Origin of the sequence: Aliivibrio sp. SR45-2 (assembly GCF_963890165.1) — a bacterium.
In the GTDB taxonomy this organism is placed as follows: Bacteria; Pseudomonadota; Gammaproteobacteria; order Enterobacterales; family Vibrionaceae; genus Aliivibrio; species Aliivibrio salmonicida.
In genome coordinates, this window is sequence record NZ_CAWPRC010000150.1 from 71,574 (window position 1) to 89,394 (window position 17,821).

Annotated in this window: 14 protein-coding genes; 5 read left to right on the forward strand and 9 right to left on the reverse strand. The window is 40.4% G+C overall.

The genetic code is table 11. The annotated features are described in order from the left end of the window. From parE to nudF, 5 genes are all read right to left on the reverse strand, one after another. Window positions 1-1,881, reverse strand: coding sequence for a DNA topoisomerase IV subunit B (parE, locus tag AACV33_RS09260; protein ID WP_017022546.1), 1,881 nt, complete (start codon window positions 1,879-1,881; stop codon window positions 1-3). Between the two features lie 143 nt (window positions 1,882-2,024). Continuing rightward, the gene (gene yqiA / locus AACV33_RS09265; protein ID WP_023604176.1) at window positions 2,025-2,609 is read right to left on the reverse strand and encodes an esterase YqiA; all 585 of its coding nucleotides are present in this window, start codon (window positions 2,607-2,609) and stop codon (window positions 2,025-2,027) included. A gap of 1 nt (window position 2,610) precedes the next feature. Then, window positions 2,611-3,435 (reverse strand): 3',5'-cyclic-AMP phosphodiesterase, encoded by an 825-nt coding sequence (gene cpdA, locus AACV33_RS09270; RefSeq protein ID WP_065610010.1) that lies wholly within the window; start codon window positions 3,433-3,435, stop codon window positions 2,611-2,613. Between the two features lie 23 nt (window positions 3,436-3,458). Beyond that, window positions 3,459-3,890 carry a DUF1249 family protein gene (locus tag AACV33_RS09275; protein WP_182699239.1) on the reverse strand — a complete coding sequence of 144 codons (432 nt, stop codon included), beginning with the start codon at window positions 3,888-3,890 and terminating at the stop codon, window positions 3,459-3,461. After that, the gene (nudF, locus tag AACV33_RS09280) at window positions 3,883-4,530 is read right to left on the reverse strand and encodes an ADP-ribose diphosphatase (protein WP_017022542.1); all 648 of its coding nucleotides are present in this window, start codon (window positions 4,528-4,530) and stop codon (window positions 3,883-3,885) included. The genes AACV33_RS09275 and nudF overlap by 8 nt, the downstream gene beginning before the upstream one ends. Before the next feature lie 232 nt (window positions 4,531-4,762). Here nudF and tolC point away from each other — a divergent pair, with 232 nt between their 5' ends. Then, on the forward strand, window positions 4,763-6,088 hold the full coding sequence (tolC, locus tag AACV33_RS09285) for an outer membrane channel protein TolC (protein WP_017022541.1): 1,326 nt from the start codon (window positions 4,763-4,765) through the stop codon (window positions 6,086-6,088). Between the two features lie 75 nt (window positions 6,089-6,163). Here tolC and hldE read toward each other — a convergent pair whose 3' ends face one another. The 3 genes from hldE to AACV33_RS09300 all read right to left on the reverse strand — a co-directional run bounded on the left by hldE (window position 6,164) and on the right by AACV33_RS09300 (window position 12,330). Then, the gene (gene hldE, locus AACV33_RS09290; protein WP_023604175.1) at window positions 6,164-7,594 is read right to left on the reverse strand and encodes a bifunctional D-glycero-beta-D-manno-heptose-7-phosphate kinase/D-glycero-beta-D-manno-heptose 1-phosphate adenylyltransferase HldE; all 1,431 of its coding nucleotides are present in this window, start codon (window positions 7,592-7,594) and stop codon (window positions 6,164-6,166) included. Window positions 7,595-7,763: 169 nt separating this feature from the next. Continuing rightward, window positions 7,764-10,604, reverse strand: a complete 2,841-nt coding sequence (gene glnE, locus AACV33_RS09295) for a bifunctional [glutamate--ammonia ligase]-adenylyl-L-tyrosine phosphorylase/[glutamate--ammonia-ligase] adenylyltransferase (protein WP_182699240.1) — start codon at window positions 10,602-10,604, stop codon at window positions 7,764-7,766. A gap of 124 nt (window positions 10,605-10,728) precedes the next feature. After that, entirely contained in the window at window positions 10,729-12,330 is a 1,602-nt protein-coding gene (locus tag AACV33_RS09300) for a methyl-accepting chemotaxis protein (protein WP_023604173.1), read from the reverse strand. 109 nt (window positions 12,331-12,439) lie between these two features. Between AACV33_RS09300 and AACV33_RS09305 the strand changes: the two genes are divergently transcribed. Next, window positions 12,440-13,201 carry a potassium channel family protein gene (locus AACV33_RS09305; protein ID WP_182699241.1) on the forward strand — a complete coding sequence of 254 codons (762 nt, stop codon included), beginning with the start codon at window positions 12,440-12,442 and terminating at the stop codon, window positions 13,199-13,201. Between the two features lie 54 nt (window positions 13,202-13,255). Here AACV33_RS09305 and AACV33_RS09310 read toward each other — a convergent pair whose 3' ends face one another. Then, entirely contained in the window at window positions 13,256-14,773 is a 1,518-nt protein-coding gene (locus tag AACV33_RS09310) for a CYTH and CHAD domain-containing protein (protein ID WP_182699242.1), read from the reverse strand. A 186-nt stretch (window positions 14,774-14,959) separates the two neighbouring features. On the opposite strand from AACV33_RS09310, the gene AACV33_RS09315 reads away from it, so the two are divergent. From AACV33_RS09315 to AACV33_RS09325, 3 genes are all read left to right on the forward strand, one after another. Then, window positions 14,960-15,640, forward strand: coding sequence for a TIGR00153 family protein (locus AACV33_RS09315; RefSeq protein ID WP_012551136.1), 681 nt, complete (start codon window positions 14,960-14,962; stop codon window positions 15,638-15,640). Between the two features lie 27 nt (window positions 15,641-15,667). After that, window positions 15,668-16,954, forward strand: a complete 1,287-nt coding sequence (locus tag AACV33_RS09320) for an inorganic phosphate transporter (protein WP_017022535.1) — start codon at window positions 15,668-15,670, stop codon at window positions 16,952-16,954. Window positions 16,955-17,128: 174 nt separating this feature from the next. Beyond that, window positions 17,129-17,752 carry a TIGR04211 family SH3 domain-containing protein gene (locus AACV33_RS09325; protein ID WP_182699243.1) on the forward strand — a complete coding sequence of 208 codons (624 nt, stop codon included), beginning with the start codon at window positions 17,129-17,131 and terminating at the stop codon, window positions 17,750-17,752. The last annotated feature ends 69 nt before the right edge of the window (window positions 17,753-17,821 follow it).

Consider the following 17,821-nt stretch of genomic DNA (forward strand, 5'->3'; position numbering starts at 1 on the left):
TTATACCTCTGCCAGATCGCCATTAGATTGTAACCAAGCTCGACGATCGTCAGCACGTTTTTTACCTAAAAGCATATCCATCATTTCATTAGTTTTTTCATCATCATCAATGGTCAGTTGAACAAGACGACGGGTGTTTGGATCCATGGTTGTTTCACGAAGTTGAAGTGGGTTCATCTCACCCAATCCTTTAAATCGTTGAACATTAATTTTTGCACGTTTATTACTTAAACGATCTAACACACCTTCTTTTTCTGCCTCATCAAGGGCGTAGAAAACTTCTTTACCACAGTCGATACGATAGAGTGGCGGCATTGCCACATAGACATGACCAGCACGAACTAAAGACGTGAAGTGTTTTAGATATAAAGCACACAACAATGTTGCGATATGAAGACCATCTGAATCGGCATCGGCTAAGATACACACTTTACCGTAACGTAATCCCGATAAATCGTCCGAATCAGGATCAATACCTAACGCGACTGAAATATTGTGTACCTCTTGAGAGGCTAACACTTGATCCGCTGAGACTTCCCATGTATTAAGAATTTTACCACGTAATGGCATTACCGCTTGGAATTCACGGTCACGCGCTTGCTTAGCTGAGCCCCCCGCCGAGTCCCCTTCCACTAAGAAAAGTTCAGTACGAGCCAAATCTTGAATTGAACAATCTGTCAATTTTCCTGGTAACGTAGGACCAGAAGCAATTTTCTTACGAACGACTTTTTTCGCTGCACGCATACGACGATGGGCGTTAGCAATACATGCTTCGGCGATAAGTTCTGCGATTTGTGGTTTTTCGTTCAACCATAAGCTGAAAGCATCTTTAAGTACGCCAGATATAAACGCAGCACATTGTCGCGATGATAAACGTTCTTTGGTTTGACCCGCGAACTGTGGATCTTGCATCTTAACCGACAAGACATAAGCACAACGATCCCAAATATCATCAGCGGTTAACTTAACCCCGCGTGGGAGCAAGTTACGGAATTCACAAAACTCACGCATTGCATCAAGAAGTCCTTGGCGCATACCATTTACGTGTGTACCGCCTTGCGCAGTAGGAATAAGGTTAACGTAACTTTCAGAAACTAATTCTCCACCTTCAGGTAACCACGTAACCGCCCAATCAGCCGCCTCGCCTTTGCCTAAAAATGCACCAGTGAATGGAATTTCAGGTAATAGGGTATAACCCGCGACACCTTCTAAAAGATAATCTTTTAAACCATCTTCATAACACCATTGGTATTCTTTATCGTTTACTTTGTCTTTAAAAACAATTTCTAAACCTGGGCATAATACCGCTTTGGCTTTTAAATTATTAACAAGGCGAGAAACCGAAAATTTAGGTGAATCAAAGTAACTGGTATCCGGCCAAAAATGCACACTGGTACCACGGTTACGTCGACCACAAGTACCAACGACAGTTAAGTCTGATACTTTTTCACCATGCTCAAACGCAATTTCATAAATTTCGCCATCACGACGAACTGTCACTTCAACACGTTTTGATAACGCATTTACGACCGAGATACCAACCCCATGCAAACCACCAGAGAATTCGTAGTTTTTACCTGAGAATTTACCACCGGCGTGCAACTTACATAAAATAAGCTCCACACCAGAGACTTTCTCTACTGGATGGATATCTACAGGCATACCACGGCCATCATCAATCACTTCAAGCGATTGATCTGCATGCAAAATTACTTCAACTTTTTTCGCGTGTCCGGCTAAGGCTTCATCGACACTGTTATCTATAACTTCTTGCCCTAAATGGTTTGGGCGAGAGGTGTCGGTATACATACCAGGACGGCGACGAACGGGCTCAAGGCCATTTAGAACCTCAATGGCTCCTGCATTATATTGTTCAGTCATATCTCGGAAGGCTTCTTAAAATTTGTTACATAGTCTGAAAGGCAGAAAGGAAAGTCAAGCAATCGCCCCTATTCCTCTCTAAATATGTGGCTTTGTATTAAAGATTGTATAGTTAGTGTGTGTTCACTGTAGATAAACAGTAACTATAAATTTAGAAATTGAATTATTTGTTCAGGATAGCGTTCGAAATCAACAAAACTGTGATCGCCCCCTTTTTCTACTATTTGTTTGCTTTGTGCGTATTTCTCAACAGCCTGACGATAATCTAAAACTTCATCACCTTCTTGCTGCAATAACCACAGATCTTCTGGTGAAGTAATGGTCGCTATTGCTAATGCTTGTAACTCAGCCATATGCTGTGCTTCAAGAAAATACGTTTCATTTGTGTAAGGGTTAACTTGTTTACCTAAATAATCAGCTAACAACTCGTCAGGCTTAATCGCCGGATTAACTAGGACGGCTTTATAACCATATTGATCATTTAACCATGTTGATAAATACCCACCAAGTGAACTTCCCACTAAACCAATCGTATAGTCAGATCTATATTCTTCAATTAGATTCACTAAAAATTCAGCGGCTTCTTTAGGGTAAGAAGGCAAGCGTGGGGTTATAACGCGAATATCAGGACGCTCATTTTTACAATAACGACTCATGACCTGAGCTTTATGTGACAATGGGGAACTGTTAAAACCATGAATGTACAATAATAAACTTGGCTTTTTCATCTTAATATCCTCCTGCATCTGCATCTGCCGAAAAATCACAATGTTCTAAGCGGTACACTTGAGTCACGATCTCTCCATTGGGTAATAAATCCAATGTTCTCCAACCTGGTGCTTTTGAATCTAAAGCAAAATCATTCGAATCTGGCAAAAACTGCACGCATGTTGAAGGCGTTGCCATTAGACGAATATTATTCACAATACAATCCATTTCTTGATGAATATGTCCACACAGAATGCCACTCACATTACGATGCTTGGCTAACACTTCCCAAAACACTTCATTGTCTTTGAGCTGATGTTGATCAAGCCATGCACTACCCGCAGGAAGTGGATGATGATGAAGTAAAATCAAACTGTGCCGTTCGGAGTGTTGAGATAATGCAGAATCTAATAGCTGTAACTGCTCTGTTGATAGTGCGCCATGAGGAACCCCCACGACTTGGCTGTCTAAGATAACAACTTGCCAGTGCTCTCCTATCAACAAATGTTCACAATCTTTTATTTGAGGTGACGGTAAAACGCCCCCCATACTCGGCTTATAATCATGATTTCCAGGAAGCCAGTAACACGGTTTTTTTAATGGTTCAATGCCCTCAACAAAATGCTGATACGATTGAACCGTATGATCTTGAGAAATATCGCCAGTGGCTAAAATCGCATCAAAATGAGGACTCTGTTGCTGAACTTGTTCGACAACACTCTGAAAGCTTTTTAACGTAGGCACGCCAAGTAACGCTCCTTCAGGGAGCGCAAATAAATGGGTATCTGTTATCTGTAACAACCGAATTGGGCCGTTTTTTTTATTAAGTAGTGTTTCAGACAGCAAAATAGCTACAACCTTTTAATTCTTTAACTTTTCTCTAAAAAAATGGGTTCCTGACTTATCCCATTCTTCAAACAAAACGTGAGCCAGTCACTTAAAAATTGATTCAATTGATGCTTTTCATCTTTTTGCAGCATCTTCCCATTCGGGTAATCATATTTCGCTTTTATATAAGCCAATTGCTGAATAGCACAAACCTCGGCAACTCTTGCGTCGTGATACAGTCTCACGGTTAATTTAGGCAAAGGGTACACTGGTTTTTCATCTATCTGGTAAAGCTCAACTAATGTTGTGTATACCGTTATTTCCAATACTTTTATCTGGTATTGTTGTTTACATACTCGATAACTAGCAAGAGCACCAATCACTTCTGGCCTAGGTAATAGTGACACCATTTTGGCATAATTGGTTTCATATACTCGCATTAACTCTGATAAATTAACGTGATATTTACGCATTTTCTATCATGTTCCACTGTGATCTTAAGCGAGAAACATTTAATTCCAACCATTGGAGCGCAATAATTGTGGCTGCATTCTCAATTATGCCACGAGTCACTAAAGCATACGCATCTTCTCGAGTCATAACATGAACCTTGATGTCTTCACCTTCCTCTTCGAGGCCATGTATACCGATGGCTTCTAATGAGTTAATGCAACCAACAAACACATCTAACTGTTCAGTACACCCACCCGACGAAGGGTAAAAGTGTGATATTTTCTCTAATTTAGAGACCGAAATCCCCGCTTCTTCTTCTGTTTCTCTAATCGCGACTTGTTCCGCAGACTCATCGTTATCAATCATGCCCGCAACGATTTCATATTGCCATGGAGAAGCCGACTCTAAAGCCCCAACCCTGATTTGTTCGATAATAACAACACTGTCAGTCACCGGATCATAAGGCAACAAAGCAACGGCATGACCGCGTTCAAATAATTCACGCTCTATAATATCGCTCCAACCACCACTGAATAACCGATGACGAAAAGCAATATTGGTCATTTTAAAAAAACCGTTGTATAACGAATTTTTCGATACAACATCAACATCATCAACCGTAAATTGATTTGCTCGTACTATACTTGATGATGAATTCATTTTTATTTCCCAATATTTCAGCTCTGTTTTATCACTCATAATACAGAGCAACAATTTTTTAACTCATTTTTTTTGATAATGCTTACATTTTTTTTAGATCCTTTCCACATTATTACAATAGGTAAAGTTCATTAAACGTAAAAAAATGTAATCTTTGCAGCCATAGTCTATAGAGATAAGGTACACTCTATGTACTATTTTTATATAAAACAATTTTGCAGGATCAACCACCATGAAAAAACTGCTTCCGCTTTTTATTGGAATGGCATTAGGTAGTTTCAGCTCTCTAGCTGCTGCTGATGACCTAGCGCAAATCTACAATCAAGCTAAAGAAAATGACCCTCAATTATTAAGAGCTGCGGCGACTAAAGATGCGGCATTTGAAGCGGTGAACTCTTCTCAAAGTTCATTATTACCACAAATAGATTTAACCGCAGGTTACAACATATTACGTAGTGATGAAGATCGTAGAGATAATGACCGATTAACTGCAGGTATTAATTTATCTCAAGAACTTTACCAACAATCAAGTTGGGTAAGTTTAGATATTTCTGAGAAAAATGCTCGCCAAGCAGATTCTGCTTATGCAGCAGAGCAACAAAACGTGATTTTACGTGTTGCTCAGGCTTATTTTGATGTATTACGTGCTAACGACAATCTAGAATTTGTCCGCTCAGAAAAAGCCGCTGTTGGTCGTCAACTTGAACAAACAAAACAACGTTTTGATGTTGGTCTATCCGCAATTACGGATGTTCATGATGCACAAGCTGAATACGATAGCGTACTAGCGAATGAAGTATTAACCGAAAACCAACTAGTAAACAGCTACGAAGATCTTCGTGTTATTACCGGTTTAGGTCATACCTCTCTAAGTGTATTAGATACTAAGCGTTTCTCTGCGAGTCCTTCAGAACAATCATCTGATACTTTAATTGAAGAAGCTCAAAAGAAAAACTTAACCCTATTGGCTTCTCGCATTAGTGCTGATATTGCAAAAGATAACATCTCCTTAGCAAGCTCTGGTCACATGCCATCGTTAACATTAGATGCTGGTTATAATTATACTGACCAAAGCAATTCGGGCTTATCAGCAAACGACGGTAACTACGGTGACATCAACGCAGGCATTAACTTAAATATCCCTCTATACACAGGTGGTAATACAAGTTCATTAACAAGCCAAGCTGAATTCCAATATGTCGCAGCAAGCCAAGATCTTGAAGCTACATACCGCGAAGTCACTAAAGATGTTCGAGCTTACAATAACAACATTAATGCCTCTATTGGTGCATTAAAAGCCTACGGACAAACGGTTATCTCAGCAAACTCTGCATTAGAAGCAACAGAAGCAGGCTTTGATGTAGGTACTCGTACTATTGTTGATGTGTTGGATTCAACTCGTCGTTTATACGATGCAAACCGTAACCTAGCAAATGCTCGTTACGATTACATTTTAAGTGTTCTTCAGCTAAAACAAGCCGTTGGTACACTAAGCGAACAAGATATTATCGATATCAACATGGGTCTAAAAGCGGGTAAAACAACTCAAGCTAAATAACCTAATATCAAATAAAAAAAGCCACATTATTTATAATGTGGCTTTTTTATTAGCGATTAAAGAGTAAAAACTAAATTAGCCTCTACCACCTTTAATGGCTTCAATGATTCCCGTTGTTGAACAACCATCTTCAAAATTTAATACTTTCACTTCACCGCCTGCGGCAATCACTTCAGCACCACCAGCAATGTCTTTAATCTCATAATCGCCACCTTTAACTAATAAAGTAGGCAATACTTCAGAGATTAAACGTTGTGGTGTGTCTTCAGAGAAGGGAACAACCCAATCAACAGCACCTAAACCTGCAAGTACCGCCATACGGCGATCCGTCGGATTAATAGGACGACCAGGGCCTTTTAGGCGTTGTACTGATTCATTCGTATTCACAGCCACGATCAAGCGATCGCCTAGCTCTGCTGCATGGTTTAAATAAGACACATGACCTGCGTGTAGAATATCAAAACAACCATTCGTCATTACGACTTTTTCGCCACGCTCACGCGCTTGTTTTACCGCACTGATCAGTAGCTCTTCATTAATAATACCAAAACCAGAATCTTGGCTACCATGAATCGCTTCAGCTAATTCAATCGTTGATAGTGTTGATGTGCCTAACTTACCGACAACAACGCCTGCTGCGGCATTTGCTAACGCACACGCTTCATCAAGAGGTTTCCCAGTTGAGACTGATGCTGCTAAAACCGAAATAACCGTATCACCGGCACCAGTAACATCAAAAACTTCACGAGCTTGCGTCGGTAAATGCAATGGTGCCATATCACGACGAAGCAGTGTCATTCCATGCTCACTGCGTGTAACCAGTAAGGCTTCAAAGTCAAACTCTTCGATGATTTGTTGGCCTTTAACGACTAAATCTTCTTCATCTTTTACTTTGCCAACAACCGTTTCAAATTCAAGCATATTAGGCGTTAATAATGTCGCACCACGGTAACGTTCAAAATCAGCGCCTTTTGGATCGATAAATACAGGTACTCCCGCTTTACGTGCTTCTTGGATCATCAGCTGCACATGCTCTAAAGCACCTTTTGCATAATCAGATAATACAACGGCTTTTACTTTTGATAACGTCGCTTGCATACGGCTAATGATCGGTTCAGCAGGAATATCATGGAAACTTTCTTCAAAATCTAAACGAATCAATTGCTGACCACGACTCATCACTCGTAATTTAGTAATCGTCGGGAAATTAGGTAACGCGACAAAATCACAATGTACTTTTAATGATTCTAACGTTGTTGTTAATGCTTGTGCTGGTTCATCTTCACCAACTAAGCCAACCAAATGTGCTTGTCCGCCTAACGCCGCAACGTTCATTGCTACGTTGGCTGCGCCACCTGGACGTTCTTCATTATTTTCAACTTTAACTACAGGAACGGGTGCCTCTGGTGAGATACGACTTGTAGGACCAACCCAGTAACGGTCAAGCATCACATCACCTACAATCAATACACCAGATTGATCATAATTCGGAAGTGTCGGTTTCATTTTTTTCTCCGGCAGTAAATAGCAATCACTTGTTTACTCACAGTTGCTATCTATCAAAAATAATATCTTTATAAATGGTAGCATTTACGCAAGTTCTGCGCCAACTTAGGATTACTGAACTCATGGTTAAATAACCCTAATCACCCCAAATCATTAGGTAAATAAACGACTATTCAAGCCAATCTTTCCATGCAGTCATTACCGCACTCTTCTCATCAAGAAAGCAATCATCCGCCACATCAGCATCAAATCCTAATAAATTGCGATGATGTATCTCATTTCTCATGACACAATACGCATCAATCAGCGTTGATGAAAGACTTTCAGATATCACGCCTTGTTCAGCAAGACTTTCAAATATTCTAACATTATCAGACCAACGTGTTAATTTAGGATTATCGTGACTGTTGTTTAACACAAGATATTGAGCGAGAAATTCAATGTCGGTAATGCCACCGGCATCTTGTTTCAACATAAACCGACCTTGTTTTTTACTTCCCAGATGGTCGCGCATTTTTTCACGCATTTCGACCACATCTTGTCGTAATTTTGCACTCTCACGTCTCAAGCATAAAATCTCATGGCGCGTTGTATTAAATGCATCCTGTAAAATAGGATCACCATAAATCATACGAGAACGAACTAACGCTTGATGCTCCCATGTCCACGCCTCTTTTCTTTGGTATTCATCAAAAGCGTCACTGGTACTAACAAGTAACCCAGATGATCCTGATGGACGTAAGCGTGTATCAACCTCATACAAAATACCTGACGCGGTTCGTACCGAGAAAATATGGATAATTCGCTGTGCTAAACGCAAATAGAACTGACGTCCATCAATCTCTTTTTTGCCATTCGTATATGTATTGGCATCACAATCATGCATAAACACAATATCAAGATCAGAATTATAGCCAAGCTCCCAACCGCCCACTTTGCCATAACCTATAACCGCAAACCCTTTACTGTCTCGACCTTCAAGATGTGTGGGGACTCCAAATTTTTCAGTCACTTGTAACCAAGCTTGGTTTAACGCGGCTTCAACAATCGCTTCAGATAAGTACGTTAAGTGGTCGCTCACTTTCATTAATGATAAGCCACCAGAAATATCAGACGCGGCGATACGCAATAAGCCAACTTGCTTAAATTGGCGTAATGCTTCCATCTGTTGTTCCATATCATCTTCAGGAATACGAGCAAGAAACTCATGCAGCTCAATTTTATATTGGCTTAATTCAATAGGATTATAGAGTTGGTTAATATCCAGTAATTCATCTAACAAGATTGGGTAGCGAGTAAGTTGCTCGGCCACCATCGGGCTTGCCGCACACAAACGGACAAGATGTTGCAATGCCCCTGAGTTCTCATCAAGTAATTCTAAATACGTCGTACGTGTAGCGATTGCTTGAATCAGGTTTGTTAATCTCGGTAACGTATCTTTCGCATCTTCTCGACTAATCACAATACTAAATAGTTTGGGCATTAGATGCGTGATGGCTTCTCGTCCTCTTGGACCTAACGTTTTCTTTTTCAGTTCCCCTTTAAATCTAATGATTTGTAAGACAAGGATTTCTGCTTGCTCTGGGTTTAACTCTTCCAGAATGTGCTCTAAAACATCTTGGTTATGAGCCATATCCCAAAGTTCACTGTACGATTTATCAATATTGCTTTCTGATTCATCGTCATCATGACCAATAAGCTCTTCAAAAACGGTATGGACGGTATTCATTCGTTGTTGGATTGTAACAAATAAATCATCCCAATTATTTTCACCCATCGCAAAGGCTAAACGATGTTGATCTCTTTCATCATCAGGCAGGGTTTGAGTTTGTTTATCATTAATCGCCTGAAGGCAGTTTTCTAAACGACGTAAAAAACAATAAGAATCGACAAGATCATCAACATCTTGTGGAGGCAATTGTCCTAACACTTTAATTGCCTCTAATGTTTCTAATAAACCACGCCCTCGCAAAGAAGGCTCTCTGCCTCCACGAATTAATTGAAACACTTGAGCGATAAATTCAATTTCACGGATCCCGCCCGCCCCTAATTTAATATTATTGCTTAATCCACGACGGCGAACTTCTGTACTTATCATTGATTTCATACGGCGTAATGCTTGAATTGCACCAAAATCAATATAACGACGAAAAACAAAAGGACGAAGCATTTGACGCAATTCTTGATAATGGCTATATGTTTCTTTGCCCATCACTCGGGCTTTTATCATGGCATAGCGCTCCCAATCACGACCTTGTTCTTGGTAATAATCTTCTAATGCCGCATAACTCATGACTAACGGGCCGCTGTCCCCAAATGGGCGCAAACGTAAATCCACTCGATAACAAAACCCATCGAAGGTGGTTTGATCAAGAGCTTTAATCAGCTTTTGTCCTAAACGTGTAAAAAATTGTGCATTAGCAATGCTTCGACGTGCTCCTTCTGTCTCTCCATTTTCAGGGTAGGTAAAAATCAAATCGATATCCGAAGAAAAGTTAAGTTCTCCACCACCAAGTTTACCCATTCCAATAATAAGCATGGGTTGTTCTTCCCCTTGCTCATTTTTAGGGGTGCCCCAATCGATACACGCTTGCTTGTATATCCATTGATAAGACTCAACAATTAACGCCTCTGCAAGTAAAGAAAGGTGTGACAGGCTTTCTTCTAATGACCACGAACGGTTGAAATCGCGCCACGCAATGTAACTCATTTCTCTGCGACGAAAATAACGCAGTTCTCTCATTAATAGATTTTCATCAAGACACAACTGAAGCTGGACCTCTAATCGAGAACGATATGAGTCTGATCGAGGCGTATTCTCAAAAAATGAGGGAAAGTGTTCGCATAGAAACTCATCTTGTTGAAATGCGTCATACAAAAAATCACTGCAACCGAAAGAAACCAGTAACTGTTGTTGAAATTCTTCAGGCCACATTTTCACATGAGAAAGATAGGCTAGTTCGTCTAAACGTTGCTGAGCAAGAGACGCTAATGATGAAGGCAAAGACATGATATTCCTTATCGAAAATTCCATACAAAGGTAATGCTAACACTGTGCCAAACTTTGTATTTTGTCGCAAACAAAAACGCCCACAACTGAGTGCGGGCGTTCATAAAAAAGAGACCGTCGTAAACTAGATCTTAAACATCTTCATTTTACTTTCGAGATCTTCAGCATTCTTCTGCATTTCTTCTGAGGTTTCAGTTAGCTCTGTCATTACAACCACTGACGCTTCAACCAGTTCACGAACATTCGTTAGGTTCTGATCCATTTCTTCAGCCACACTGCTTTGTTGCTCCGCAGCACTCGCTATTTGGAAGTTCATTTCATTAATGTTATTCACTTGATTCACAATGCTGTCTAGTTCTGTCCCTGCATTCGTCACCAATTCCACGCCTTCAGCCGCTTCAACAACACTTTTTTCCATTAGGTCAACGGCTTGATTCGCGCTGTTTTGAAGCTGAGTGATCATTTCTTGGATCTCAACCGTTGCACCTTGTGTGCTCTGTGCTAGGTTTCTCACTTCATCAGCAACGACCGCAAAACCTCGACCAGCATCACCTGCGCGTGCCGCTTCAATTGCCGCATTTAATGCTAATAAATTCGTTTGTTCTGAGATACCACGAATCGTCTCAACCACTGAACTAATGGATATTACTCGCTCTTCTACTTGATTAACCACTTCAGCAGAAGCCGCTATATCACCAGACAGTGCTTGAATTTTAATGATGGTCCCTTGAACAAATTCTTGACCTACTTTTGCTTGGATTTGAGCTTGCTCTGTCCCTATAGAGGCACTGCGCGCATTTTCTGCTACGTTTTGAACCGTAGAATTCATTTCACTCATTGCTGTCGCTAGCTGATCAATTTCTGCAAACTCTTCTTGGGCCGCTTCTTTTGTTCCTTCCATGCTTATCGTCATGATTTCAGTCAAACTGGCCAACTCTTGAGATGCCGATAATTGATTCTCCACAACCGATTTAAGCTGTAAACGCGTTTTATCTAATTCTCTTGCTAGATCACCAAATTCATCTTTGCAATTCATCTCTACAGGTAGCGATAAATTTTGCGCCGCAATCTCTTTCATTGAACTGTTCAAGTAACGCATTTGGCGCAGCATAATGCTTGAAGCACCCAACAGAATAACCATAAAAGCAACAATCATGGCAATGGTCTGCCAAATCACTTGCATCAAATATTCTTGATAATAAGCTTCTGCACCTTTTGTTGTTAATGAAGAAACAACAACCCAATTATGATTTGCCACTTTTACGGCAAATTCATAGCGAGTATTATCATTAAGAGAATACGCTTGCTGAGACGATACATTACGCAAGAGTTGGTTTACGGAGTTTCCACCATCAATAGATCCGGTTAATGAAGACAACGATTGAATCGATTTATGACCAAAAACTTCCCCACTATTACGATCAATCGCGTAAATGTAGTTTCCGGTGGTCCATGCCTTTGCTTGAGCGGTGATGGCCTCTGCCACCAATTGCTGATTGCCCGATTGGCTGTTTAAAATACCGTTAATTAATTCTGCATTCGCTGTCGCAGCGCTTTGTGCGCTTTCTTTTTGAACATCAATAACGGCATGATAGAACGTATTTGCATCCCATAATTGTTTTGATACTAACAAAACGGTACTAAATACCATTAACATGACCAATTTAGGGACTAACTTAATATCAGTTACCAGCCTTTCCCATGGCTTAAATGTTATTACGGGCATAGCATTTCCTCATTCCTTTAAGTCTCTGATTATTTAGTGCATCATGGAGCAAGCTGTGTAAGCCTATGTACACATTTTTTATATCTACTGAGATACATATAAATTTAAAATGAATCATACCAAAATTGACCTTAACCCCATGAGCTTAATGTCACTGATACTGTCGTTTTTATCATTAATTGTGATCTCAAGCTTGCTGTTTCTACCACTAAATAGTGCCAGTAAAGCAATGTTGATTGGTATCGACACCACCATCTGTGCCTTATTTCTTCTGCAATTAAGTATTGATTTACTTAGAAGTAAAGATCGTCGTCAATATATGAAAGATCATTGGATCGATTTTATTGCCAGTATTCCGATCATTGAACCCATTCGATATGCCCGAATTTTTCATATTTTAAGAATATGCCGACTTTTCCGATCCAGTCAATCCGTCTTGAAACAGATTAAGAAAAACCGAAAAGAAGCCACTATTGCGTCTATTCTTGTGTTGATGGTGACATTAATTTCGCTTGGCTCTGTCTTTATGCTTGTATTTGAAGGGCAAAACCCGAATGCAAACATACAAACCGCAGGGGATGCGATATGGTGGGCTTTTGTGACAATATCAACCGTCGGTTATGGTGATCATTATCCTATTACTGTTGCGGGGAAAATACTGGCCGTTTTTATCATCATTTCAGGCGTTGGGATCTTTGGTATGATTTCAGGTTTAATTACCTCCATAATTACAGAGCCTGAAAAAGTCAGAGAAAAGCATATACACGAGCAAGAGCAAATAGTACGAAGCCAAAAGCTTGATTTGCTCCTCCAGCAACAAACCGAAATTTTAGAACGACTTAATCAAATCGAAAATAAAAAAGAGAAGTAAGCACACTTCTCTTTATATTTCATGACAGCTTAAGACAATAAATAGATCGTATTTTTATTGCCAATAAGGAGGGTACGCTAACCCAGCCCGTCGTGTTTGTTCCATTGCATGGAGCATGGATCGCTCTTGACGGATAATCCAACGTTCTAACTGATCACGCTCTTCTTCACCGGTAAGCAAGTCAACACGTGCTCTTAATGGCTCCAAACTCATCAAATCATCAATGCCTTGCAATAAATCAAGCCAAGGTAATCGAAAACCAGTACGACGCTCATCATCATAGATAAGAGCAAAACACGTTCCCGTCATCAAATTTCGGCGTAAGCGCATTTTCTGTTTAAAATAATCTTGTGGTAATAATTGATTGGAACTTGAAAAAGCAGACTCTAGCGCCTCCCAAGTGCGATCAAGAAGCGTTCCTGAATGAGCATCTATTGGTTCTTGCAATGATTGACGTTTTTTATCATCTAAAAAAGGTTGCCAATCTCGTGTTAAAATCCAACGGCTTAAATCAAGCAATAAACCACAATAACGAGATGACCTTAATAGAGAGAGCATTTCGTCATCACTTGGCAGTGTTTTTGCGCCTTCTTCTAAACTAGAAACTAAAAACTTACGCGCATTCAGTTTTCTTAGTACGTTGCCTTTTTCTTCTGTCAGGTATTCAATATGCTCAGAAACATCAAGCCAATGCAATTCTTCTTCTAACCATTTTAATTCTTGTCGTAATAACTCACTCGCACGCTTTGGCACCATTTCACCGAAGACAAGGAAGATCTGACGTAAAAACGCGATTGCGATTCGAATTTCCTGCAACGCTAATTTATCGTGTGTATCAACGTAAATTTGTTCGTGATAATGCCAATGAGACAAAGCATGCTCTAGCGAGTTTACAAAACACGTTTCAACACTGTCGTTAGAACTCGTTTTGACTAATGATAATGGTTTTACATTATCTTTAGGGCTATTCATGGCTAAACGATACCCTTTAGCAGCCTTACTTTGATTACCTAAGCGCATCCCACCAGAACGGCAAAGATCCCGGGCTAATGTAAACAAGGCATCCGTTTGACCTGACTTCAACTCAAGTTCAACTTCACATATCGGTGTTGTTTTATCACCAGCGAGAACCTCACCTTGATCAAAAGCTAATTCAATTTCACTGCCATCAGACATTAAAATCAACCACTGCTTACGAGTAAAATTAGTTGAAAACAAAGGAGCAAGCTGCAATTGAAGTGCATCTAATGTAATGTCGTTTGGCCATGCATCTGCGGGGTGTAATAACACATTAGGTACATCCGAATCATGCTCTGCATTATATTCAGGACGTTGATGTAATCCTGCTACAACACGACCCGCGGTCTTTAGTGTTTGAATACGTTCATCATTAAAGCGACGGATACGTAACCCCGTATCGTGCTTACGTAAATGCTGTTCTGGCGTGTCAAAATAGGTGTTCCCTAAATCAAGACTGCTGTGTTCTATGACTTTCGCATCCGAAATTTTGTCTATAATAGTGTCTGCAAATTCAGGAAAAACAAAAAACTTTAGTTCTATTTCAGTTTCCATAATGACCTCATAACCGTTGTCTTTCCAAGGATATGGCTTAAACTATCCCGTATCAAGTAAGAAATAATAGCCAAACCATGATCTAAAGTAGTTTTATTGATTGTGGGATTGGGTTAACATTCGCGCCTTTGTGGCCATCGTCTAACAATCCACCATTAGGTGGTTGTTTTATTAGGTTAAGAAACCATGCCAGTAAATACTATTATGGGGTTATTCGCAAAGTCCCCAATGAAACCTTTGCAGCGTCACGTTGTTTGTGTCAATGAATGCTGCTCACTGCTTATTCCGTTTTTCGAAACGTGTGCAACTGGTGATTGGGAAAAAGCGAATGAACTTCGTGCGCAAATTTCTCATCTTGAGAAAGAAGCGGATGTTCTGAAACGTGAAATTCGTTTAAAACTTCCTCGCGGGTTGTTTATGCCTGTTGATCGTACCGATATGCTCGGTCTTCTGACTCAACAAGATAAACTCGCAAACTTGGCTAAAGACATCGCAGGTCGCGTTGTCGGTCGTCAACTTGAAATTCCAACCTCTATGCAGGATGCATTTCTAGCTTATGTTCAGCGTTGTTTAGATGCGGCTAACCAAGCCCAAGAAGTAATCAGCGAATTAGACGAACTGTTAGAGACCGGCTTTAAAGGACGTGAAGTCACCTTAGTTGCAGAAATGATCAACAAACTAGATATCATTGAAGATGATACTGATGATCTGCAGATTCAATTGCGTCAACAACTCATGGGCATCGAGCACAAATACAACCCAATCGATGTTATGTTCCTTTATAAAATTCTTGAGTGGGTTGGTGGCATTGCCGACCAAGCACAACGTGTTGGTTCTCGTTTAGAACTGATGTTATCTCGCTCATAAGTTTGTGATTCAGTAACAGGTACTACAATGGATATTCTTGCTAACTACGGCACGACCCTAATTATAGTTGCGGCCTTCTTCGGTCTTCTAATGGCTATTGGTATTGGTGCTAATGATGTAGCCAACGCGATGGGCACTTCTGTAGGTTCTAAAGCGTTAACAGTAAAACAAGCAATTATCATTGCTATGATCTTCGAATTTGCAGGGGCGTACCTTGCTGGTGGTGAGGTTACAGATACAATTCGTAAAGGGGTAATTGATACCTCTCTTTTCGCTCATCAACCTGAAGTTTTAGTTTATGGCATGATGTCAGCGCTTCTTGCCGCTGGTACTTGGTTATTACTTGCTTCTTACATGGGTTGGCCGGTATCAACAACGCACTCAATTATCGGTGCTATCATCGGTTTTGCTTGTGTTGCTGTTGGTACGGAAGCGGTTAATTGGAGTTCTGTGCAAGGTATTGTGGGAAGTTGGTTAATTACGCCTCTCATATCCGGTATTTTTGCCTATATGATTTTCATTAGTGCTCAGCGATTAATCTTCGATACTGATAAACCATTGATGAACGCAAAACGTTTTGTTCCTGTTTACATGTTCATTACGACAATGGTCATTGCACTTGTTACGATCAAGAAAGGTCTAAAACACGTTGGCTTACACCTATCAAGCGGCGAAGCATGGCTAGCCTCTATTGCAGTCTCTGCATTAGTAATGGTTGGTGGGTATCTTTATATTTCTCGTAAATTTGCAAATACAGTAAATGATGAGAAAGACAGCCGTGGCTTTACTGGCGTAGAAAGTATCTTTAGTACGTTAATGGTAATTACAGCCTGTGCGATGGCATTTGCTCACGGTTCTAACGATGTTGCCAATGCGATCGGTCCATTGTCTGCGGTTGTTTCAACCATTGAAAACATGGGTCAAATTACCTCTCAAACCTCTATTGCTTGGTGGATCCTTCCGCTAGGTGGTATTGGTATCGTTGTTGGTCTTGCAACCTTAGGTCATAAAGTAATGGCTACCGTTGGTACTGGTATTACAGAACTGACTCCTAGCCGTGGCTTTGCTGCACAGTTAGCAACGGCTTCGACTGTTGTATTAGCATCAGGTACTGGTCTTCCAATCTCAACAACACAAACATTGGTTGGTGCGGTTCTTGGGGTAGGCTTTGCTCGTGGTATTGGCGCACTAAACTTAGGTGTAGTACGTAACATTGTTGCCTCTTGGGTTGTTACCCTACCAGCTGGTGCGTTATTGGCGGTCGTTTTCTACTACGCAATGCAAGCCATCTTCGGTATCGGCGCTCCAGTATAAGCTTAATCAATTTTGAAACAATTGCACAAAGAGGAGAGTAAAATCTCCTCTTTTCTTGCATCTGGGCTTAAATATTTTTAGTATCTATATCTTCGTTTGAATTTACAGTGATAAGAGTGTCATTTTTTCTTTAACTTAAACGATTCAATACCAATTTTTCAAAGGAATATTATTGTGAAGCATTTTATTAGCCTGATTTTACTTGCTTGGGCTATTGCTGCGCCAGCGCAAGCGCAAGCGCAAGCTCAAACTCGTTATATTTCTGATAACCTGTTTACGTACATGCACTCAGGTCCAAGTAACCAATATAAAATCATTGGCAGCGTAGATGCGGGTGATCGAGTGACTCTATTAAGCAGCAACAAAAATGCGAGCTTTACTCAGATTGTCGATACTAAAGGCCGTAAAGGCTGGGTTGAAAGCAAGTTTGTTTCTCGCCAAGCGGGTCTTGGAGAGCGCTTACCAAAAGTTCAAGCTGAATTAACGTCAGTTAAAGCACAGCTTGCAAATGCGCGTAAAGCCGCAAATGATGAGAAAGCAGGGTTGGCAGATAGCTTGACTCAACGTAATCAACAAATGCAAGATTTAGAGCAAAGCTACAGCGATGTGAATAACCAATTGGTTAGCTCTCAGTCTGAAATTCGTGAATTACGCGCTAAACTAGATACTCAAAAAGAAGACTTATTACTTAAGTACTTCATGTATGGCGGTGGTGTTGCTGGTATTGGTCTACTCTTTGGACTTCTACTTCCGCACATGATCCCAAGCCGCAAGAAAAAACAAAACGGTTGGTCTTAATTCATTAAGGTTCAACTAATACAAAAAAGCTCAGAATTATTCTGAGCTTTTTTGTATCTATATAGTCCA

Excerpts from the sequence above, each read along its gene's own strand:
- parE (WP_017022546.1), bottom strand. The coding sequence starts at position 1,881 with ATGACTGAACAATATAATGCAGGAGCCATTGAGGTTCTAAATGGCCTT.
- yqiA (WP_023604176.1), bottom strand. The coding sequence starts at position 2,609 with ATGAAAAAGCCAAGTTTATTATTGTACATTCATGGTTTTAACAGTTCC.
- AACV33_RS09275 (WP_182699239.1), bottom strand. The coding sequence starts at position 3,890 with ATGCGTAAATATCACGTTAATTTATCAGAGTTAATGCGAGTATATGAA.
- nudF (WP_017022542.1), bottom strand. The coding sequence starts at position 4,530 with ATGAATTCATCATCAAGTATAGTACGAGCAAATCAATTTACGGTTGAT.
- tolC (WP_017022541.1), top strand. The coding sequence starts at position 4,763 with ATGAAAAAACTGCTTCCGCTTTTTATTGGAATGGCATTAGGTAGTTTC.
- hldE (WP_023604175.1), bottom strand. The coding sequence starts at position 7,594 with ATGAAACCGACACTTCCGAATTATGATCAATCTGGTGTATTGATTGTA.
- glnE (WP_182699240.1), bottom strand. The coding sequence starts at position 10,604 with ATGTCTTTGCCTTCATCATTAGCGTCTCTTGCTCAGCAACGTTTAGAC.
- AACV33_RS09300 (WP_023604173.1), bottom strand. The coding sequence starts at position 12,330 with ATGCCCGTAATAACATTTAAGCCATGGGAAAGGCTGGTAACTGATATT.
- AACV33_RS09305 (WP_182699241.1), top strand. The coding sequence starts at position 12,440 with ATGAATCATACCAAAATTGACCTTAACCCCATGAGCTTAATGTCACTG.
- AACV33_RS09310 (WP_182699242.1), bottom strand. The coding sequence starts at position 14,773 with ATGGAAACTGAAATAGAACTAAAGTTTTTTGTTTTTCCTGAATTTGCA.
- AACV33_RS09315 (WP_012551136.1), top strand. The coding sequence starts at position 14,960 with ATGCCAGTAAATACTATTATGGGGTTATTCGCAAAGTCCCCAATGAAA.
- AACV33_RS09320 (WP_017022535.1), top strand. The coding sequence starts at position 15,668 with ATGGATATTCTTGCTAACTACGGCACGACCCTAATTATAGTTGCGGCC.